Raw genomic sequence first — 20,993 nt, forward strand, 5'->3', positions numbered from 1 at the left:
CGCGTAGTAGCACCACCACCAGGCCGTCACCAGCATGCCGGACACCGCGCGCGGCATCGAGCGCTTCCAGCAGGGCCGCTGTCGCGTCACCGGAGCGGGTATCGCCCACCTCCCCACGCTCGGTGGCGGTCCGCTGCCAGGCGCGAGTGTCGGCGGCTGACAGGTGATCCCACGCTGCGTCCGGTGGTGCGGCCACGTGGCGAGCCGACGACAGCGGTGCCGGTAGAGGCGGAATGTCGAAGGCACGCACAAGCAGCTAGGACTCCGCTACCCGGGGGCGCGTGGGCCGGCGTGGGGGCCAGGGCATGTCCTCGACCAGGCCGAGGACCGCCCCGACAGAAAGGCCGAAAACCTGTCCGCGGCATTGAATCAGTGGGTCATAGTCCTGCGCAGCAGTGCGACGAGCCGACCAGCAACTTGTTCGTCCGGCAGGCTCGGATGGCTTAGCGCCCAGCGGTCCGCCGCCGTGAACAAGGCGGCCGTGACCGCGGAAAGCCAGCCGTCCTCGTCGGTCGACAGGCCGAGGTCGACCGCGTTGGCTACGAATGCCCGGACCCATGGGTCGCCTTCGGTGCCCAGTTGCGCCGCCGCGGCCAGAACTGCCCGGTCCTCGGGGTTCTGGCGAAGGTAGGCGAGCAGGCTCGCGGAACCCTCGGCGACTTGCCGCCAGAGTTCTTCCACCGTGGGCACTTCTCGCCACGGGCCCAGCATCGCAAGCGTTCTCACTGCCGCGTCAGCGACCACTGCGGCGAAGAGGTCGTCTTTCCCGTCGAAGTAGTGATAAGCCGAGGTCTTGGAGATGCCTGCGTCGGCAATGATCTGGTTGAACGACGCCGCGTCCTTGCCGTCGCGTGCGAAGTGATCGCGGGCTACGGTCAGGATCGCCTCCTTGGTCGGCGTCGGCAGGCGCTCAAACCGTGGTAAGGGCATCAGTCGACCGCACTTTCAGCATCGAAGCCGCCCGCGTGGTCCGAACCCAGTGCGTGAGCCACAGCACGACGGCCACGGCGCCACCGAGATACCCGGGCCAGCCCGGAAAAAGCGACAGAATCTGGAACCCGCACCAGCAGTAGCCTACCCGTGTCCATTGCTGCGCAATCCGCTGCGGCAACCGGCCGTCGGCGGAAAGACCGGCCGAGATATTGCCCACGATGAAGAAGTCCTCCACGAAGTTGAACGGAACCGCGAACATCCACCAGACCGAGCTGGGCGATACCGGCCGCGCATGCGGCCGCACCAGCGTCAGTAACCGCTGCAGCTGACGGCAGTAGAGCGCGACCAAGCCGAGGAACGCGAAGACGCCGATGAGCCCACCAGCCCAGCCCAGCGCCCAGACTTCACCCAGGAGGCCACTGCCCGAGCCCGGCGCCCACAGAGGGTACGTCAACAACACGGTCACCAATGCGGTGCCGATAAACCTTATTCTCCATCGCATGAGGGTAGTGTACCAGTGATGTGTACTATCAGTACACATCGATCTCGGATCAGGCGCTCCCTGCGAGGTGGATGCCGGTCGTCCGGGTCGAGTTCGAGCATCGCCGCCGTTGCCGCGACCTGGATGATGCTCTTGCGGGTGGCTGTTCGGGCTCCGTCGTGGAACGCGGCCCTGATGTGGGATGGGGATGGAGCGAACAGCGGGTCGCAGATGAAGTTCTTGAACTCTTCCAGCAGCTTGCGGCCCGTGTGGGCGGATGGATCAGCAAGGAGGACAACGCGATCGCCAAATGCTTCCGGGCAACCTCGGGGCGAGGGTCGTAGACCTCGCCGCCCGCGCGCAATGACGGGTGGGCGCAGAGGTGACGGTCCTCCCGGATGCGGTCGAGTCCCGCTTGCCTATGGTGCAGCGCGACCGAATGCCCATCGCGATGCCGGCGCGCCTGCTCCACGCTGGCCGACGAGCTCGGTGACCGTGAAACCGCTACGCGCTGGGCTGGCTATACCGACGGCGCGATCGAATCCGGCCAGCGCGCCGCCTGCGAAGTCGCCCACAGTCCCATCCAGGTCGATCAATTCGAACTCCACAGTCTTGTCGACCAGCGAGGCTTCGATCCTCTGCATGGCGCGTACCCCGTCGGGCGTCAGGCCCTTCTCCTGCGCGTCGGTGACCTGTTTGCGGAATAGTTGGGCGCCTTTGTCGCCTTTCGTCGGCCAGGCGGGTCAGCTTCCCGCGGACCAGGTCGCCGCAATGCTCGCGCGGAAAGGGAGGGCGATATTGTGGCTAATGTGCCGCGACGGGTGGATCGTGAGTAGTCGATGGCCGAGAGCGATCCTTTCAAGACGCAGCGTGACGTCAGCATTGATGCCGCCGCGGAGCTGAGTGCGGCCGGTTTCGAGGATGCCGAGGAGATCGGGCGGGGTGGTTTCGGCGTTGTGTATCGCTGCACCCAGGTCAGCCTGGATCGCACAGTAGCGGTGAAGGTGCTGACCGGCGAACTGGAAGAGAATCGGAAGCGTTTCTTTCGCGAGCAACGTGCGATGGGACGGCTGACGGGCCACCCGAATATCGTCGGCGTACTGCAGGTGGGCGAAACCGAGACCGGTCGGCCGTACCTGGTCATGCCATACCACAGCCAGGGTTCGCTCGACGCACAGATCCGCCTCGGCGGCCCGCTGCCGGTGAAGGAAGTACTGCACCTGGGGCTGAAAGTGGCGGGTGCGCTGGAAGCGGCGCATCGGGCCGGTGTCTTACACCGTGACGTCAAACCAGGGAACATTCTGCTCACCGACTACGGCGAGCCCGCGTTGACCGACTTCGGCATCGCCCACATCTCCGGTGGGTTCGAGACCGCGACCGGCGCGGTCACCGGTTCGCCGGCGTTCACCGCGCCCGAGGTGCTCGGTGGGGATCCACCGAGCCGCGCGTCGGACGTGTACGGGTTGGGGGCCACGCTGTTTTGTGCAGTCACCGGGCACGCGGCGTTCGAGCGCCACGGCGGCGAGCAGGTGGTGGCGCAGTTCCTGCGGATCACGACGCAGCCGGTTCCGGATCTGCGCGAGAGGGGCATCCCTGAAGGCGTCAGCACGGTGATCGAGGCGACGATGTCTCGCGACCCGCGGGAGCGTCCGACCGCTGCGGTGTTGGGCGAGCAGTTACAGCGGGTTCAGCTCGCTCATGATTTCGTTGTCGACAAGATGGCGCTGCGGGCGGAACCGGGAGCCGAACAAGCACCGCCGGCGTCGGCGGATTCGGTAGTTCAGCGCAGCGTTCTGGATCGGGGCGGCGATAGGCTGCGAGATGGTTTGGGGAATCTGCCGCTCGAGCTGACCAGCTTTGTCGGTCGGCGTACCCAGGTGTCGGAGGTGAAGAACCTGCTGACCGGCTGGCGACTGGTGACGCTGACCGGAATAGGTGGCGTCGGCAAATCACGGCTTGCGCTGCGGGTTGCTCGCAAGCTACAGCGGGATTTTTCAGGCGAGACGTGGCTGGTCGAGCTCAGTGAGCTGCGCGACGCGGCCTCGCTGGTCGATGTCGTGGCCGCCGTATTGGGTCTGCGCAACCAGGGCGGTAGGCCGATGCCCGAAGTGCTCGTCGAATTCCTGTCCGCGCGCAGGCTGCTGCTGGTGCTGGACAATTGCGAGCAGATCATCGAAGAGGTCGCGGAACTGGCCGAGTCGTTGCTGCGAACCTGCCCGCAGGTGCGGATTCTGGCGACCAGCCGCGAGGCGTTGGGAATCGGCGGGGAGTCGGTCTTTCCGGTGTCGCCGCTCGGGGTTCCGGATCCGGAGAGTGAGCCGTCGCTGCGGAGTCTGGCCCGCTTCGACGCGGTGACGTTGTTCGTGGAACGGGCCGCTGTGGCGGTGCCGGGCTTCGAACTGACCGAGGACAACCGGCTCGGCGTGGCCAGGATCTGTGCTCGGCTTGATGGGTTGCCGTTGGCGGTCGAGCTGGCAGCGGCGCGGCTGCGCATGATGTCGGTGCAGCAGATCCTGAAGCGGCTGGACTATCGATATGCTTTGTTGACCCAGGGCAGTCGCGGTGCGCTGACGCGGCAGCAGACGCTACGTGGGTGCATCGGATGGAGCTATGACCTGTGCACGCCGGCCGAGCAGCGTTTGTGGGGGCGGTTGTCGGTGTTCGCCGGAAGCTTCGAGCTCGACACCGCCGAAGAAGTCTGCGGCAGCGAGATGACCGAGCAGGATGTGCTGGATACGTTATCCGGACTGGTGGACAAGTCGATCGTGATCCGGGGGGAAGGCGACGGCGGGGTGCGCTTCCGGATGCTCGAGACCGTGCAGGAATACGGCAAAGATCAGCTCGAGGAGGCCGGTCAGTACTTGGCGCTGCGTGGTCGTCATCGGGACTGGTACGAGCGGTTGGCGCTGGATACGGACGCGCAGTGGATCAGCCCACGACAGCTCGAGTGGATCGCCCGGCTCGAGCGAGAGCTGCCGAACCTGCGCACAGCGATGGAATTCAGCCTGTCCGAGTCGGACGAGCGCGCGGCGGGTATCGCCGGCGCCCTGTTTCCGTTCTGGTCATTGCGTGGGCGGCTCAGCGAGGGGCGCCGCTGGTGCGACCGGGCGCTCAGCCGTTCGTCGGATGGGCCAGGCTTGGGCCGAGCCAAGGCGCTGTACGCGGCAAGTGAGCTCGCCACGCTACAAAGCGACCTTGCTGCCGCAACCCGATACGTGGCGGAGCTTCGAGTCCTTGCCGAGCAGACGGCCGACCCCATGACCAGTGCCCTGCTCGCCAATGCCGACGGCTATACCGCTCTCGTGAGCGGCGATCTGGCTCGCGCAAGCAGCCGCCTGACCGATGCCGCCGACGCATTCGACGTCCTCGGTGAGGTCACAAGGCACATGAACGCGCTGGTCCTGCTCGGATTGACGTGCGACCTGCAGGGGGATCTTGCGCGGGCACTCGCCTGTCTGGAGAAGGTTCTGACCGTTGCCGAGTCTCACGGCGATACCGTTTTTCGGTCGTTTGCATCAGGCTTTATCGGACTCGCCTTCTGGCTGCAGGGTGAGCAGGATCAGGCGACGCACATGTTGAAAGAGGCCGTTCGGCTGTCCCAACTGCTGGGCAATCCGCTCGTGCCCGCGTTCTGTTCGGAGTTTCTGGCCTGGATCGCGATCGAGAAGCACGATGCGAGGCGCGCGGCCGTCCTGTTAGGTGCCGCTGAGAAACTGGGCAGCATCGTAGGCAACTTCAGCGCCCTGCTTCCGAATACGATTGCCCACCATGAAAAATGCGAGCGCAATGCACGCAAGGTGCTGGGCACGCGAGCATATGAGGCTGCCTACCAAGAGGGCCTCGAGATGAGTTTCGATGCCGTGGTCGGCTTCGCGCTGGGTGAGCGACCTCAGGCCGTGACGGCGACCGATCGTGCGGCGGCGCCCCTGACCAAGCGTGAGCGCCAAGTCGCCGACCTCATCGCCGAAGGCCTGACCAACAAAGCGATCGCCACTCGGCTGGTGATCTCACAGCGTACCGCGCAGGGACATGTCGAACACATCCTGACCAAACTGGGGTTCACCTCGCGGACGCAGATCGCAGCCTGGGCCGTAGAACATACACACGACACGCTGGAATGACCGATGGCCAGGTTCCGAATGAATGCGACTGCCGGGCTAACCGCGGGCGTCGGAAGTCGAGGAGTCCGGATACGCTCGCCACGCCCATGATAGAGCGTCGAGCAGATTGCGCTTGAGCGCGCGCGCCTTTCGGCTGTCGTCGGGACTCGGGCGGAGGGCATCGCGAATCATCTGCACGAATCGCCACCGGGAAACGCCGCAGGTGACGAGTAGCTCTTCGGCGGTGGCACCGCCGAACGGAGCCCATCGAATCGCGAACCTGATCAAAGACCTCGCTTCGGCGTCGAGCGTTTCTGTCGCCTCCAGAAACTCACATAGGTGCAGCGATGACCGAACCCATGATCTGCCGCTTCCGGCGGAATGCCGCCCGTCGGCCGTGTGGGTTCTGAACACCGGGAACCGGTCACCGGTCTGCGCGCGCTCGAACCTCACACGCACCGGCTGGTCCAATGGCGGGGAAACCTCGCCTTCGATGGTGGTGTAGACCCAAGGGCCGTCGTCGAGTTCCACGATGGCGATTGTCGAGGTCTCCCACTCCCCAGAACCGCCGTTCGTCGGGCGGTGCGCGAGTTTCCACGACACGATCGTGCCCTCGCCGGATGAGGGGACCCATTCGAGCGTCGCCGATCGACACTCCGGACACGTGGTGGTCAGCGGCGCGAGCAACTTCGCGCAGTCGATGCAGCGTCGAATCATCATGCTCGTCTGACCATGCTGCTCGGTGGCGTCGTCGACGCGTGGTGGTCTATCAGGCTCGTGAAGGTGCATGGAAGGTCCTGCCCTGATCGTGACCGCTCCGTCGAGTTACAGCCTCCTGCCTGGTCAGCGCACATGCGACGGTAGGACTGCCCGGGGGATACCTATTTTCGGCAGTGGAGCCGACCTATCGGCAGCTCGATGAATCGGCGTCGCTGTTGGCGTGCGGAAGTTGATCGACCGAGGACTGGGTCCCGGCGACGTGGTGGCCATCGGCATTCGGCAATGGCAATTGGCACGCCGTCTGGGCTCCGGCGATATCGAGGTCCTAGGGTGTTCCGACTTCCAGGTGAGGGTCCGTGGGAGCTCGGCGAGATCGATGATGCTGAGCCGCCATCCGGAGGTCGAGTTCGCGGTTCGAGCTGGAGACATGCCGGTCCGCGAGGGAGCGACGGCGTGTCACCGAGCGGCGGACCGCCGCCGAGTAGTAGGACGATTCCTATCGTCGGGCAAAGGTGTGGCGGGCTCGGTCGGATAGATTGGGAAAGAAATCGTGGCGGTCGGTCCTGGTGGAGGAGGGTCCGTGGATGCGAATGCGGAACCGGTGAGGGGTCCGGCGACGTTCGATGATCTGGTGACCGCGATTCGCGCCAGGTCGGGTTCGCTGTCGGTCTCGCATAAGAAGCTGGCCGAGCGGGTGCTGTCGGACCCGGAGGCGGTGGCGTTCATGACCGTGTCCGATTTGGCGAGCGCGGTCGGGGTCAACGAGGCCACCGTGGTGCGGTTCGCGAGCGGCCTGGGGCTCAAGGGGTATCCGGGTTTGGCCCGGCTGTGCCAGGAGCGGCTGCAGGAGCGGGCGCAATTGCTGCGCCGTTTCGAGAACCTCGAGCTCTTGGTGGCGCAGGGTGGCGGCCTGCGTGAGAACCAGGTGATGCTGGACCAAGCGAACATCGCCCGCTCCTTCGCCGGCATCGAGGACGCCACCTGGGAAGCGGTGGCCACTCAGTTGGCGCGCGCACCGCGAGTGCATGTGATGGGTCTACGTAAGTGCCACGCGCCGGCTTATCTCCTGGGCTATCTGCTGGGTCTCTTGCGTGAGGATGTGGCGACCGTGACAGGGACCAGGGGGTCTCTGATCGACGAGCTGCGTCGTGTCCACGCCGGGGACTGTTTCGTAGCGATATCGATCCGTCGCTATAGCTTGGATACAGTCCGCGCGGCGCAGTGGGCCCGGCAACGTGGCGCCCATGTCGTGGCCCTGACCGACACTGCGGTCTCGCCGCTGGCGGCAGCGGCGCACGAGATCTTTTACGTCGAGGCGTCGAGCGCGAGTGTGTTGCGTTCGATGACCGCCTTCACCTCGATCGTCCAAGCGATGTCCGGCGCCGTCGCGCACCTCCTCGGGCACGAGGTGCGCGACACGCTGCTAGAAGAGGAACGGCTGCTGGGTGAATTCGGCGTCTACGCCGCCGATGGTGTCTGATTCCCCTCTGCGGCTGTCTATTTCGCCGCTGTCATCGCCGTATTCCTGCCGACGCGACGTTGGTGTAGCAGGCCCGCCGCTACAGCCAGGGTCGTGACTGTCAGAGTCAGCGCCAGCGGTGTCCGGGTATCGGATCCGAAAACCATCCCCACCACGATGCCCAGCAGCGTGACCGAGACCAGGGACGGCACGTAGCGAGCGCCCCACATCCGCACCGGTGGCGCCGAAAACTCCGCGGCGGTGCGATTGCGTCGGCCGGCGATGTAAGTGGCGCAAATGCACAGGTAGACGATCACCGCGACGGCGCCGGACGAACTGAGCAGGAAGCTGAAGACCGCTCCGGTGGGCAGGAAGTAGTTCGCGGCCACGGCCGAGAAACCGGCGCTCGCGGCTGCGAGAACCCCGGCCATGGGCACACCGGATTGGCTGACGCGGCCCAGCAGGCGTGGTCCCTCTCCGCGCTGGGCCAAGGAGAACAGCATGCGCGAAGCGGAGTAGAGCCCCGAGTTCAGGCACGACAGCACCGCGGTGAGCACGATCAGGTTCATGATGGCCCGGGCGCCGGGAATGCCCAGTAGATCCAATACCGCGGTGTACGGACTTTCGGTGATCTCGGCGCTGTCCCACGGCAGCAACGTCACGACGACCAGGATCGAGCCGACATAGAAGATCAGGATGCGCCCGGCGACGCTGCGCATGCTCGCCCGCACCGCGTTGACCGGATCGGCGGCCTCGCCCGCTGCGATGGTGACCAGTTCGGTGCCGAAGTAGGAGAAGAAGACCGTCAGCGACGCGGCCAGCAGCGGCGTGAATCCGTTGGGCAGCAAGCCGCCTCGCTCCAGCAGGTTCGTTGTCCCGGGCGGAGTGTAGTGGGTGAACGCACCGCAGATCGCCGCGATGCCGATACCGATGAAGACTACGATCGCGGCGACCTTGATCAAGGCGAACCAGAACTCGAAACGCGCGAACGAGCTCACCGCGGCCAGGTTGACTCCGGTCAGTACGCTCATGAAGAGCAGGGCGAACGCCCATGTGGGCAACGCTGGGAACAGCTGGTTGGCAATCGCTCCACCGGCTATGGCCTCGAAAGCGACTGTTACGCACCAGTGGTAGCTGTATATCCAGCCGACCGACAGCCCGGCCCACGGCCCGAGTTCACGCGAGGCATAGCTCGAGAACGAGCCTGTCTCGGGACTGGCAGTCGCCAGTTCAGCCAGCATGCGCATCACCAGGATCACCACGAGACCGGTGAGTAGATAGGCCACGACGATGCCTGGCCCGGCGGCCCCGATCGCCTTGCCACTGCCGACGAACAAGCCGGCACCGATGACGCCGCCGATTCCGATCATCGTCAACTGACGAGTGTTGATGGTGTGCTTCAGGTTTCCCGCATAAGGGTTTGCGGTGGACACGACGCCTCCCAAGGACCGTGGGCTGTGACCCGGGTAACTGATGGTCGGTCATGCAACACCCCCAACCCGGTGTATGCAAATGAATTTGCATCCATAGCTGGGAATGCAACTGATATGGCATAGTGTTGGCCCGACCCCAGAAGGAGGGAGTAGGAATATGTCCACGGTGCTGGTGAGCAGGTCGGGTTCCACGGCGACGCTGACGTTGAATCGCCCGGAGCGGCTCAATGCGGTCAGTGAAGAGCTCTACGAGGCGTTGATAGGCCATCTGGTCGTAGCCGATTCGGATCCCGCGGTACGCTGCGTGTTACTCCACGGCACGGGCCGCGCGTTCTGCGTGGGCGCCGATCTGAAGGCGCATCGCTCCGGCACTCGCACGCCCACCGAGCAAGCGCACTACCTCGATCTCGCTCAGCGGGCATGCGAGCAGATCCAGCGGATGGACACGCCGGTGGTCGCCGCGGTCGGTGGTTACGCACTCGGCGCGGGTGCCGAGATGGCGGTGAGCGCAGACTTTCTCGTCATGGCCGAGGACGCGCAGATCGGCTTTCCCGAGGTCGGTATCGGGACGTTCGTCGGCGGCGGAGTCACTCATCGGCTCCCACGGTTGATCGGTCTGCGCCGGGCCACCGATCTACTCATCCTTGGAGAGCGTTGCACCGGCACACAGGCTTTCGACTGGGACTTGGCTTACGCGGCCGTTCCCGGCGACATCCTTCTCGATACCGCGCGCGGCCTCGCCGAATCGTTGGCCGCGAAGGCGCCGTTGTCGCTCGCGCGGATGAAGGCCGCGCTGCGCCGCGACGATTCCCTCGAAGTAGCGCTCGCCACGGAGCCGCGCCAGATCCTGGAGCTGATGGCGACTCGGGATTGGGCCGAGGGCGTAGCGGCCTTCGCCGAACGCCGTACCCCCGTCTTCGAAGGGAAATGATGTGCCCACGCTCGACGCCCCCGTCCGCACCGCACTCGAACGGCTGTTGGACCCCCGCTCCATCGTCATAGTCGGTGCGTCCAACAACTCCGCGAAGCGTGGGTACCAGGCCATCCGGGCACTGCAAGAGACCGGGTACGCCCACCCCATCTACCCCGTCAACCCGAATACCCGGCAGATTTTGGGCCTGGAGGTCTGCTCATCGATCGATCGGGTTCCCCATGGCGCCGATGTCGCGCTGATCGCTGTGCCCGCCGCCGCTGTCCCGGGCGCGCTGCGTGAGTGCGCGGCCGTGGGCATCGCCGGAGCGGTGGTACTCGCCAACGGTTTCGGCGAGATTGGGGAGGACGGTGCCGATCTCGCCGCCGCGCTGGCGGCGGCAATCGATGAAACCGGCATCCGTGTCATCGGCCCCAATACCTCCGGCCTGCTCAATGTCACATCAGGTGCGAATCTGGTCGGCCTGCGGGATATCCGGCCCGGACCGATCAGTGTCATCACGCAGAGCGGGAACATGCTGTTGTCGTTGGTGAACGACGACCACGCGGTGAAGGGCCCGGGTTTCTACGCGTACGTGGGGCTCGGTAATCAGGCCGACGTCCGCTACGACGAATGTCTCACCGAACTCGCCCGCCATCCGGGAACCGGCGTGGTGGCGATCCATTCCGAGGGATTCACCGACGGGCGGGCGTTCCTGGTCGCGGCCGCTGGAACCGTACCGGACACACCGGTCGTGTTGCTCCGCGGCGGACGCTCGGAGGTGGGCCGCCGCGCGGCGGCCTCACATACCGGCTCGATCGCGGGCTCGGACGCCGTGGCGGCCGCCGTACTGCGCCAAGCCGGGGTGGAGCTGGTTGACCGCTCGGACGAACTTGCGATCGTCGCGGGAGCCCTCGCAACCTGCGCCCCGGTCGCCCCAGGCCGTTCGGTCGCCATCCTCAGCGATGGCGGTGGCCACGCGGCACTGGCGGCAGATGCCCTGGCCGCGCACGGGATCGAATCGGCCCGGCTCGGCGAGCGAACCCGACGACAGTTGCGGCGACTGCTCGGCGGCGCCGCCGCGGTGTCCGGTCCGGTCGATGTGGCAGGTGCCACCGACGCCGACCCGATGGTCTTCGTAGAAGCCGCCGAGATCCTCATGCGCGATCCCGCAGTGGGGCTAGTGCTGATCATCGGCTTGTACGGCGGCTACCACCTCCGATTCGATCCATTGCTGCGCGAATCCGAAGACGCCGCCGCGGGGTCTCTGCTCGCGCTCTCCGCCGAATACGGTGTTCCCTTGCTGGTCCAGAGCTGCTATGCGGGCCTCGATATCGCCAACCACGACCGGCTGCGGGCCGGGGGCGTACCGGTGCTCGGCTCGATCGAGCACGCCGTACGGGCGGCCGCGGCCTTGCAGCGGCGTGGCCGCCTGGTGGCCGACCGTGCCCGACGCTCCTCGCTGATGCTGCCGCCGTCCGCCCCGCCCATCCCGGGCTCGGGAATTCTCGACGAGCCGACCGCGCGGTGGGTGCTGGCGGAGGCGAAAGTCGACGTCGGCGTGTGGACTTTCGCCCGGAGCGTCGATGCGGTGGCCGCCGCGGTCGCCTCCTATCGGAGACCGTGCGCGCTGAAGGTCGTTTCCCCGCAGGTGATCCACAAATCCGACGTCGGAGGCGTCAGGCTGGGCGTGGTGGCGTCCACCGCGACCGAGCACGCCGAAGCGATCATCGACTCGGTCACCGCCGAGGTACCCGACGCTCGCATCGACGGCATGATCGTCACACCCATGGCTGACACCGGGGTGGAGCTGTTCGTCGGCGCCACACGTGATCCGATCTTCGGACCCGTGCTGGCCTTCGGCACCGGTGGCGTGCTGGTCGAGGCGGTCCGGGACGTCACGTTCCGAGCCGTTCCGCTCACCGAACCCGAAGCCCGCGAGATGATCGAGGAAACGATCGCCTCCCGCATGCTCGACGGCTACCGGCATTTCCCCGCAGTCGATCGTGATAGCCTCGCGCGGTTCCTCGTCCGTATCGGCGATTTCGTCGCCGCGCACCCGGAGATATCCGAACTCGATCTCAACCCGGTGATCGCGTCCGGGTCCGGCATAACGCCGGTCGACGTGCGCATCGTTCTATCCGAAAAGACTTCTGGAGGCCGCGATGAATGATCCGATTCTGATCGACCGGACCGGAGACGTGGTCGTCTGGACCTTGAACAACCCGGAAGCCCGTAATCCTATCTCCGAAGCTGACACCATCACCGCCCTCGAGGACGCGGTGGCGGCGGCCAACCGGGACCACAGCCTGCGGGTGGCCATCCTCACCGGTGCGGGGACCGCGTTCTCCTCCGGCGGCAACATCAAGCACATGCGCGAACGAGCCGGAATGTTCGCAGGCACACCGGCACAGCTGCGTCAGGAATACCGGCACGGCATCCAGCGCATTCCGAAAGCCTTGTATCACTGCGAGATACCGACGATCGCCGCCGTCAACGGCCCGGCCATCGGTGCGGGTTGCGATCTGGCACTGATGTGCGACCTGCGAGTCGCTGCCAGCACCGCGGTGTTCGCCGAGAGTTTCGTCAAGGTCGGCCTCATCCCAGGTGACGGCGGCGCCTGGCTGCTGCCCAGGGCGATCGGCATGGCCAGGGCCTGTGAGATGGCCTTCACCGGTGAGCCGATCGATGCGAACACCGCGCTCGACTGGGGACTGGTGTCCCAGGTCGTCGAGCCCGGCGCTCTCCTGGAAGCGGCCCACCGGCTCGCCGCCCGCGTGTCCGCCAACCCTCCGCATGCGCTGCGGATGACCAAACAGCTGTTGCGCGAAGGAACACACCAGACCTTGGAAAGTCTGCTCGAGCTGTCCGCGGCAATGCAGGCCGCCGCTCACCACACCGAGGACCACCACGAGGCCGTCTCGGCCATGCTGCACCGCAGGACTCCCGACTTCACAGGCCGATGAGCACGCCGAAGCCTTCATCTCCACCGGACTCTCGCCACCCATCGAACTCAACACCGTCCTCAAACAATCTTCGACAGCCACAGCACTAACCACTTCTACGACCAAATCGCGTGGTTCTCCAACTCCGACGGCACATGCCTGCTTACCTCACTGACCTACACAGGGCAGGCGGGATCATTCGACTTCGACAACGCTGTAGGTCGGGTACGGCGAAGCACACGTAGTAGAAGCTGCGATGCCCGCGGTCTTCGCCGCCATCCGGAACCGGCTCAATCGGTCGACGGCGGCCGCATGCCCGCGGTGACGTTTCAGCGGACCGTCTGGACCCGCAACACCGCGGCACCCCCGAGGATCGTGCAGACCGCCGCCGTGATGAACAGTCCGGCGAATCCGGAAGAGAGAAAAACTATGCCCGCACCAATGAGCGGGCCGATAGCTTGCGGCACGGCCAGCGCGATGTTCATGACGCCGAGGTCTTTCCCGCTGTGATCGGCCGAGGGCAGTACATCGGCGGCCAGCGCCTGATCAACGGCGAGGAAGCAGCCGTAACCCCCGGCGACAAGGGCGCTCGAAAACACAGTGCCATTGAACGATTCGGTGCTGATCACGATGACGGCAGCGATGCTCTGCAAGGCGCCTGCGGCGAAGACGAAGGGACGACGGCGGCGGATCCGATCGGACATCCATCCGCAGCACACGGCGGCAATGGTGAGGACGACCATATAGACGGTGGTGAGCACCAGCAGCGATGAACCCGGCTCACTGACCTCGAGCCCGAACTGCAGGTAGAACAGCAGCAGGGAGGTGCCCAGGGTGTTTCCGAGATTGATCAGAGCACGGCTGGTGAGTACCCAGCGAAAATCTCTGAATCCCAGAAGTTCTCGAACGGATTGCCCGCGCTGCGACACCGTCGCGAGTGTCGGATCGGGTGTGCACCACACGAATGGGAGCACACAGCTCATCAGAATGATGGCGGCAAAAGTGTACCCCTGCGCGGCGTCGAGTGCGAGCGTCGCGACCACTGCAACGCCGAGAATGAGGCCGAGTGCCTGCGGTGCCGCGATCGCGCTCGAGACGATTCCGCGCTGGGCAGTGGGTACGCCATCGCCGATCATCGCTGTCAAAGCCGATGCGACAAAACAAAATCCGGTCATGGCCGCGCACCACCAGAACGCGATGCCGAAGACCGTGTTCTGCGTTCCGAGCGCCACCAACGACCCGGCGAACAGGACTGCACCCGCGAGAATCCACGGGCGGCGCCGACCGTATCGGCTTGCGGTTCGATCGCTGAGAGCTCCCGCGAGCGGGAACGCGACCACGGTACACGCGGCAGACAGACCGGAGACAAGACCGAAATCGACCACACTGCGCTGCCAATTGTCCTGGCGTAACGTCGATCCGATACCCAGGACGGTGTTGAGCTGAGTCGGCAGCAACAGTTGGAACGGGGTCAGTTGGGCGAGCCAGACACCCAGCCAGGCGAGCGCGAACAGACCAGTCCAGCGCGCTCCGACCGGTGCGGCCGGGCCTTCGGCCGGCGCGTTCCGCTTTTCGGTGCTCGACGCTCGCGGTGGAGTGCCATTCATGGGTGAGTCCGCTCAATCCAAGCCGGTGGGATTCGATCAACGTAGTTGCCTGCGCAGGCCGGAACGAGGGGCTGCACGGCCGGAGTGGGGGCAAGTCCGGCCAGGTGCCGGTGTCACGGCTGGGAAGAACACTTGGCATCGAGTGTCGTCAGGATGTGCTCGGTTTGGTGACGCAGGAGTTGCAACTGACGATCCGGAGGAAACCTATCAGGATCGAAAACCGCCTGTATCCCGATGCCGTCGATGACGATCATGAGCAATTCGGCCGCGTTTTCGAGCGCGCGCCCCGCCGGATACCCGATAGACACCAGCACCAGCTCCAGTGCCTCGCGCCATGCCTGATACCGCGCGCGCTGCTCGCGGGCAAGGTCCGCATCGTGAGTGGCCGAGTCCCAGAACGCAAGCCACACCTGCCATTCGACCCGACGGGTTTCGTCCATCGGCAGGCATTGGCACAGCAGTTCATACAGGCCCGTCGACTCGGCGGCCATCTGCGTCATTCGTTCCGCGACCGCCGTGGTCGCCGCGGTCAGGGCGGCCAACAGCACTTGGCGCTTGTCCGCGAAGTAGTGCACCACCATGCCGGTCGTGCAACCGGCCTCGGCAGCGATATCGCGCACGGTGGTATTCGCCAGGCTCTTGGTGGCGATGACCTGGCACGCCGCGGCACTGATCGCCCGGCGTCGTTCTTCGTGATCGACAATCTTCGGCATTGACAGGGAAGTTTACATCATGGATATTACGTAACCGTGGTTATGAATAAACCTGACCCCCGCGATGCCGGCCTGGGAGCGCTCGCCGCCGCCGCAGTCGGAGTGCTGGCATGGCGGTCCGCCGCGACGATCGGCGCGTGTGCGGTGACGCCGCTACAGGCCCCCGATGGGCGGCCCGTCGTCACCTCGACCCTGGCGATGATCGGCAAGATGCGACGAATCGCCGCCGATCCACATGTCGCGCTGGCGGCGGGCGGGATTTTTCTGCAAGCCACCGCCTTGCTGCAGATCGATCGCGACGGAACCGGCTCCGCGCGTGCGCTGCTGGCCCAGGAAGCGGAAAAGTTCGCGCCGACAAGGCATCTCAGCGCGATTCCAGGCCATCGTCGATGGTTTCCCTGGTACTTCGGGCGGGTCATCGCGACCCTGACGCCGACACTGGTGATCGATGACGCCGGACCCGACGGCACGGTCCTGGTCACGCTGCGACAGGACGAACCGTGGATCACATCGCTACCCGCTCGCACCGATCTGTTCGACGCCCGGCCCGGTGACCGGTTGCACCTACCCGAGATCGACGCCGCTGACGGACCGGCAATCCTTCTGGCCCACCAGGAGAACCAGGCGATGACCGCCTTGGCGCAACGACGAATATCGGGACGGCTGCGCGGCGGCGTACTGCAGGTCGAGCGCCGCAGCGGGTCACTGAACCCGACCGCACCCGGTCTTCTCGCCCAGCTTCGCGAACTCCGCGCCCTGCGCCGCAAGGCCGCGGCGAGCACCGTCGAACTGGACCATCTCACCGAGGCGATCGCACAACGGTGGACCGCCGACCGCATCAACCCAACCCACTGAAGGAGCCACCATGTCCGCTACCGCGCGCTACCGCGCCGACGACTCCGACCCGATCATCGACCCCACAACCGGAAGCGGCGAGGTCCGCTTGTTCCAGGATGGATTCGGGCAGGAGGGCATGCCGTTCGTCATGCACGTCAGCGATCCGCCGAACAAAACACGTTCGGCCCACTACCACCACGGCGACGTCATCTACGTCTACACCGCGGGCGAACACCACATCGAGGGCGAGGGTCTCTACCGTGCCGGCGACATCCGATGGACCAGAGCAGGGCACGTCTACGGGCCGGAAACCACCGGGCCCGAAGGAGGTTCCTGGTGGATCATCTCCTACTCCGACCCGATACCGGTTGACGTCGGGGACCACACCGCCGAGCCGGACGCCGAGCCTGCTGGCACAGGCTCGGTTCCGGCCGTCCCGAGGTTCCGGGAACCCTACGACTGGCCCGCAATCGACGCCTCGGTCCGCGAACACGGCGCCGTCGTCGTCGAAGGACTCATCGCAGAGCACCTGCGCTCGGACTTCACCGCCGAACTCGACGCCTGGCTGCGCGAACACACGGACGCCGGGCAGGCCGACAGCGGATCCGCGCTGTATGACAGCTTTCTCGGACGCAACACATTGCGACTCCACGGCCTGGCCGCGAAGATCCCCGCGTCGGGCGCACTGATCGCCCACCCCGACCTGCGCGCCTGGGCAACCAGAATGCTCGCCTCGGTCTCCTCCGGAATCCAACTCAACGCCGGTGAACTCATCGAGATCGGCCCCGGCGAGCCTGCCCAGTATCCGCATCGCGATAACGACTCCTGGCCGCATCTGCCACACACCACCGACAGCGTCCTGGTCAACGCGATGATCGCGCTGACACCCTTCACGGAGGAGAACGGCGCCACCAATATCGCTCTGGGCAGCCACGAGTGGCCCATCAAACAGAACCCGGCCGCCGATCAACTCGTCCGAGCGGTCATGGCACCCGGCGATGTACTGCTGTTCCGCGGCGATGCGATCCACGGCGGCGGCGCCAACCGCACCACCGACGAACGTCGCCGCGGACTGTCACTGAGCTACTGCGCGGGCTGGCTACGCCCAGTGGAGAACAGCGTGCTCAACGTTCCTCCGCGGACCGCTGTCAACCTGTCTCCCGAGGTCCAGGCCCTGCTCGGCTATGCCGCTCATGACGCCACCGCCGTCGGAGGAGGGATGCTCGGCCTCTACGAAAACGGTGATCCGGGAAGAGTTCTGTTCCCTTCGGCCTGACTCGGACGGTGTCTCACCCGGCGCACGGGTGAGACACCACCTCACGAAATCTCAGGCATCACCACTGATCATGAACGCTCGCCCGGCGAAGTGCCCTGCCTCTCGGCGCCAATCCACTGTGTCCCAACTCGGCTCCCACACGGTGGGGACACCACTCAGTCCGACTAGCTTCACGCGGAGATTCCGATGCCCACAAATCATTTCGACCAGATCGAGCAATTGCATCGACGCCTGCGGCGCGTCAAACGGACCATGCTGCTGACCGATCTCGGCTTTCTCGCCTATTGGATCATCACAGCGCTCGGCATCATCAGCGTCGGGTCCGACCATTTTCTCCAGCAGTGGAACTGGTCTTTTCTCGGGCTCGACCTCGCCGCCATCGGCCTCGGTCTCACCGGTCTCGCACTCGGATCCCGCTCGGCCATCTCGCTGCCGATGATCACCGTGTCGTTGTCGCTGACCTCGGCCGCAGGATTGATGGCACTGAACTTCTACGTGATACGTGGCGAGTACAGCCCGCTGTGGTGGCTTCCCAACCTGTGGCTGTTCGGGTTCCCGATCGCAGCCCTCGCCGGGATATTCCGAATGTCGTCCACCCGTGAACCAGTGAGGTGAGATCATGGGCCGCCCCTTGACGCACGAACCCACGATCGTGGCCCGATTCGGTTCGGATCTGCTCGCGGCGGTCCTCCGGCAGCGCCGGACCACAGCCGAAGTTTTGGACTTCGAGATCGAAACCAGCGCACACGTATTCGTACTGAGGATCACCGACCGATGTTCCGAACCATCGGTGCTGCAGTTTTTCGTCGAACAGGCATGTTGCGCCGCAACGACTTTGGCTCGCTCGATGTTCGGCGTGGAGATCTTGCCCGAATGGATCGAGTTCGCGTACCCGCCACCCACGCACGCCGCCGCCTACCGCCGCTCGTTCGGATGCGAGATACGATTCCGCGCGCCGACGACACGTATTTGTTTCGCGGCTGGAACATTCGACCGATCCACGGCCGGTGTCGACCCGGCCCACGATCATCCTGGAATCGTCGCCGCGGTAGAGCGAGTGCTTCGGGACAACATTCGCCAGCCGCTGACGAAACCCTTGGTCGCGAAGCGTCTGATGATGAGTGAGCGAACGCTGCACCGGCGGCTCGCCGAAGCAGGCCAGAAATTCGGTGAGATCCGTGATCGCGTGCGCCTGCAGCGCGCGAACACCCTGCTGTGCGAATCGAATCTGCCGATATCCGCGGTGGCCACCGAGGTCGGCTTCGGTGACAGTCGCGAATTCCGGCGCGCATATCAGCGCTGGACCGGGCGCACTGCAACAGTCACTCGCGCCGTCGTTCCGATGACGTCATTATTTGCCCCCCACGCGGCCGAGAATACCCTTCGGTTATCTACGTCACACTGTTTAGATCGGCTCAGCAGTAAAGCCTGATCAGCGAAGTCGGGCTCGCCGTATCAAATTTTCAAACAGGAGACAGCTCATGCCGCACAGAATTCATCACGCTGTTGTCGCCGCCGTAACGGTCGCCACGATCGCTGCGGCGGCCGGAAACGCGACGGTGAACGCCGCACCCCTAACCGAAACATCGACTACATACGCCGTGAACGACACGGCACCTTTGCCCGACCCAGGTGCCACTATGGCACCGCGAACAGAGACCAACCCGACAGAGATCGCCACCGGCACCGATCAGCAGACCGAAATCACAAACGCTCTGAATCAAGCAGGCACCGAATTCATGCTTGCCGTGACGGTCGGCACCATGGCCGGAGGAGTAATCGGCCTGATCGGCGGCTGTGTCGTCGGCGCGGTCGTAGGCCTTATCGGAGGTTGCATTCCCGGGCTCGCCCTGGGCGCAGCGCTCGGTCCAATTATAGGCGGTGCCGTGGTCGGGATCCCTGTCGGTATCGCCGCACTGATTCAGGCGTACAACAAACTGCACGCCGCGGGCGACATCAGGACACCAACCTTCGCCACCAGCCAGTAGGACTCCCCATGCTTGCATTCTCTGAAGCGGTGTGGATCGGACTTTCCGGGTCGGCCCGCTGCGGCCCGTCCCCGGTTAATGAGACCGTTCGGTATTAGAGTTCTGTTGCCCCTGGTGAGAGCTGGGAGGGACGATGAGAGACATGGCTGGTCGCAAGCGGCATTCCGCGGAGGTCATCGTGCGCAAGCTGCGCCGCGCCGATTAGCTGGCCGCGGAAGACGGGACCGGCGAGCAGATCGCCGCCGAACTGGGGTTTCGGCGGCGACCCTGTACAACTGGCGCCGCCAGTTCGGCGGCATGGACGCCGACGCTGCGCGCGGTCCGAAGGAGTTGCGCGAGCAGAATGCGCGGTTGAAGCGGCTTTTGGCCGAGGCCGAGTTGGAGAAGGCTGCGCTGCGGGAGAGGTCGCGAAGGGGAAATTCTGAGCCCCGCCGCCAAGCGCCGCGCCGTAGGCATATTCAAAGTCGTGTTGAGCATGTCGGAACGTTTGGCGTGCAAGGTGGTTGGGGTCGCTCAGTTCACCTATCGGCGTATCTCGCTGGCGCATACCGCGGCCGATCCGGACGCTGATCTGCGGGCGTGGCTGCGTGCCTATGCGGTGAAATACCCGTGTCACGGCTTCCGGCGCGCCTGGCTACCCGAGCCGATACTCACCACGCCGGACATAGCCGAGGACGTCGAACTCGCCGAGACCATTTCGATGGCGCTCATGCTCGTCCTAGAGACACTGTCGCCGACCGAGCGCGCCGTCTACGTACTGCGCGAAGCCTTCGATATCAGCTACGACGAGATCGCGACCGCCCTCGACAAGACCCCGGCGGCTGTCCGCCAGATCGCGCACCGCGCCCGCAAGCACGTCGATGCCCGCCGCCCCCGCTCGGTGGTTTCCGTGAGCGAGACCCGGGCGGTTCTGGAGTCGTTCCAACGGGCGCTGGAAACCAGGGATCTGCAGCGGCTGCTCGACGTGCTCGCGCCCCAGGTCGTCGTCGTCAGCGACGGCGGCGGCGTCAAGCAGGCCGCGCTGCGGCCGATCATCGGCGCCGAGAAGGTGGTCCGCTTCTTCGTCGGCGGCCTCGCCAAGACCGAAGCCACGCTCATTGTTGGCCCGACCGTGGTCAACGGCAACCCGGCACTCGTCTTCCGCCTGGACGGCGAGATCGACGGCGTCATGGCGGCCCGTGTCGAGGACGCCCGCATCACCGGCCTCTACTACGTCCGCAACCCGCAGAAGCTGACCCGCGTCGAATCCGAGACCCTACTCACCCTGCGATGAATACCTATGGCGGAATGGCCACCTGGGGTCGGGCAGCCCACGGGTGTGGGCAACCTCCCGCGGGGTGTTCCGTAAGCCGGGGTTCTCCGGCACGACGCGGAAGAACCGGGCTGGGCTGGACAACGCGCTCGCCGTAACGATCCACCGCGGGCCGCCACATTCGATGTGTGGCGGCACACTGCCGACGTCGGTCCGAGCATTCACCGCAATGAGGGGCGAGGCATCAAAATTGGCCGATCCCAACATCTTCCGCGCCACGGTGGTGTCAAATTGCCTTGATCGGCGGTTTTGTGGATGACCGATGCAACCAGTCAGGAG

At 65.3% G+C, this 20,993-nt stretch carries 21 protein-coding genes; 14 read left to right on the forward strand and 7 right to left on the reverse strand.

What is annotated here, in order from left to right; all coding sequences use genetic code 11:
* Positions 1-34 precede the first annotated feature (34 nt).
* On the forward strand, positions 35-160 hold the full coding sequence (locus OHA40_RS31205; protein WP_330230396.1) for a hypothetical protein: 126 nt from the start codon (positions 35-37) through the stop codon (positions 158-160).
* Positions 161-369: 209 nt separating this feature from the next.
* Here the strand turns inward: OHA40_RS31205 and OHA40_RS31210 are convergent, their stop codons facing one another.
* The 3 genes from OHA40_RS31210 to OHA40_RS31220 form a co-directional block, all read right to left on the reverse strand.
* The gene (locus OHA40_RS31210) at positions 370-930 is read right to left on the reverse strand and encodes a TetR/AcrR family transcriptional regulator (protein ID WP_330230397.1); all 561 of its coding nucleotides are present in this window, start codon (positions 928-930) and stop codon (positions 370-372) included.
* Complete coding sequence (locus OHA40_RS31215; RefSeq protein WP_330234445.1) at positions 911-1,393, reverse strand: hypothetical protein; 483 nt, start codon at positions 1,391-1,393, stop codon at positions 911-913. Before OHA40_RS31215 ends, OHA40_RS31210 begins: the two co-directional genes overlap by 20 nt.
* Before the next feature lie 440 nt (positions 1,394-1,833).
* Positions 1,834-2,058 carry a hypothetical protein gene (locus OHA40_RS31220; protein WP_330230398.1) on the reverse strand — a complete coding sequence of 75 codons (225 nt, stop codon included), beginning with the start codon at positions 2,056-2,058 and terminating at the stop codon, positions 1,834-1,836.
* Positions 2,059-2,253: 195 nt separating this feature from the next.
* Between OHA40_RS31220 and OHA40_RS31225 the strand changes: the two genes are divergently transcribed.
* A complete protein-coding gene (locus tag OHA40_RS31225) occupies positions 2,254-5,535 on the forward strand; it encodes a protein kinase domain-containing protein (RefSeq protein WP_330230399.1) in 3,282 nt (1,093 codons plus the stop codon).
* 36 nt (positions 5,536-5,571) lie between these two features.
* Here the strand turns inward: OHA40_RS31225 and OHA40_RS31230 are convergent, their stop codons facing one another.
* On the reverse strand, positions 5,572-6,117 hold the full coding sequence (locus OHA40_RS31230) for a hypothetical protein (RefSeq protein WP_330234446.1): 546 nt from the start codon (positions 6,115-6,117) through the stop codon (positions 5,572-5,574).
* Between OHA40_RS31230 and OHA40_RS31235 the strand changes: the two genes are divergently transcribed.
* Both OHA40_RS31235 and OHA40_RS31240 read left to right on the forward strand, forming a co-directional pair.
* The gene (locus OHA40_RS31235; protein WP_330234502.1) at positions 6,047-6,244 is read left to right on the forward strand and encodes a hypothetical protein; all 198 of its coding nucleotides are present in this window, start codon (positions 6,047-6,049) and stop codon (positions 6,242-6,244) included. The genes OHA40_RS31230 and OHA40_RS31235 overlap by 71 nt on opposite strands.
* Positions 6,245-6,814: 570 nt before the next feature.
* A complete protein-coding gene (locus OHA40_RS31240; protein WP_330230400.1) occupies positions 6,815-7,714 on the forward strand; it encodes a MurR/RpiR family transcriptional regulator in 900 nt (299 codons plus the stop codon).
* A gap of 17 nt (positions 7,715-7,731) precedes the next feature.
* Here the strand turns inward: OHA40_RS31240 and OHA40_RS31245 are convergent, their stop codons facing one another.
* Entirely contained in the window at positions 7,732-9,126 is a 1,395-nt protein-coding gene (locus OHA40_RS31245) for an amino acid permease (protein WP_330230401.1), read from the reverse strand.
* Positions 9,127-9,283: 157 nt separating this feature from the next.
* Here OHA40_RS31245 and OHA40_RS31250 point away from each other — a divergent pair, with 157 nt between their 5' ends.
* From OHA40_RS31250 to OHA40_RS31260, 3 genes are read left to right on the forward strand one after another with little or no spacing between them, the layout of a single operon-like run.
* Positions 9,284-10,057: an enoyl-CoA hydratase/isomerase family protein gene (locus tag OHA40_RS31250; RefSeq protein WP_330230402.1), complete on the forward strand. Its 774-nt coding sequence runs from the start codon at positions 9,284-9,286 to the stop codon at positions 10,055-10,057.
* A 1-nt stretch (position 10,058) separates the two neighbouring features.
* Positions 10,059-12,209 (forward strand): acetate--CoA ligase family protein, encoded by a 2,151-nt coding sequence (locus OHA40_RS31255; RefSeq protein ID WP_330230403.1) that lies wholly within the window; start codon positions 10,059-10,061, stop codon positions 12,207-12,209.
* Complete coding sequence (locus OHA40_RS31260; RefSeq protein WP_330230404.1) at positions 12,202-13,002, forward strand: crotonase/enoyl-CoA hydratase family protein; 801 nt, start codon at positions 12,202-12,204, stop codon at positions 13,000-13,002. Before OHA40_RS31255 ends, OHA40_RS31260 begins: the two co-directional genes overlap by 8 nt.
* A gap of 308 nt (positions 13,003-13,310) precedes the next feature.
* On the opposite strand, the gene OHA40_RS31265 is transcribed toward OHA40_RS31260, so the two are convergent.
* Complete coding sequence (locus tag OHA40_RS31265; RefSeq protein WP_330230405.1) at positions 13,311-14,588, reverse strand: MFS transporter; 1,278 nt, start codon at positions 14,586-14,588, stop codon at positions 13,311-13,313.
* Positions 14,589-14,701: 113 nt separating this feature from the next.
* Entirely contained in the window at positions 14,702-15,301 is a 600-nt protein-coding gene (locus OHA40_RS31270; RefSeq protein WP_330230406.1) for a TetR/AcrR family transcriptional regulator, read from the reverse strand.
* A 42-nt stretch (positions 15,302-15,343) separates the two neighbouring features.
* Between OHA40_RS31270 and OHA40_RS31275 the strand changes: the two genes are divergently transcribed.
* From OHA40_RS31275 to OHA40_RS31300, 7 genes are all read left to right on the forward strand, one after another.
* Entirely contained in the window at positions 15,344-16,156 is an 813-nt protein-coding gene (locus OHA40_RS31275) for a hypothetical protein (protein WP_330230407.1), read from the forward strand.
* Positions 16,157-16,166: 10 nt separating this feature from the next.
* Complete coding sequence (locus OHA40_RS31280; protein ID WP_330230408.1) at positions 16,167-17,414, forward strand: phytanoyl-CoA dioxygenase family protein; 1,248 nt, start codon at positions 16,167-16,169, stop codon at positions 17,412-17,414.
* A gap of 186 nt (positions 17,415-17,600) precedes the next feature.
* Positions 17,601-18,029, forward strand: coding sequence for a DUF5360 family protein (locus OHA40_RS31285; RefSeq protein ID WP_330230409.1), 429 nt, complete (start codon positions 17,601-17,603; stop codon positions 18,027-18,029).
* 4 nt (positions 18,030-18,033) lie between these two features.
* Positions 18,034-18,846: an AraC family transcriptional regulator gene (locus OHA40_RS31290; RefSeq protein ID WP_330230410.1), complete on the forward strand. Its 813-nt coding sequence runs from the start codon at positions 18,034-18,036 to the stop codon at positions 18,844-18,846.
* 169 nt (positions 18,847-19,015) lie between these two features.
* Positions 19,016-19,402 carry a hypothetical protein gene (locus OHA40_RS31295; protein ID WP_330230411.1) on the forward strand — a complete coding sequence of 129 codons (387 nt, stop codon included), beginning with the start codon at positions 19,016-19,018 and terminating at the stop codon, positions 19,400-19,402.
* 297 nt (positions 19,403-19,699) lie between these two features.
* A complete protein-coding gene (locus tag OHA40_RS34835; RefSeq protein ID WP_442943853.1) occupies positions 19,700-19,972 on the forward strand; it encodes a hypothetical protein in 273 nt (90 codons plus the stop codon).
* Positions 19,878-20,675: a sigma factor-like helix-turn-helix DNA-binding protein gene (locus OHA40_RS31300; RefSeq protein ID WP_330230412.1), complete on the forward strand. Its 798-nt coding sequence runs from the start codon at positions 19,878-19,880 to the stop codon at positions 20,673-20,675. Before OHA40_RS34835 ends, OHA40_RS31300 begins: the two co-directional genes overlap by 95 nt.
* Positions 20,676-20,993: the final 318 nt, after the last annotated feature.

Source organism: Nocardia sp. NBC_00508, from assembly GCF_036346875.1.
In the GTDB taxonomy this organism is placed as follows: domain Bacteria; phylum Actinomycetota; class Actinomycetes; order Mycobacteriales; family Mycobacteriaceae; genus Nocardia.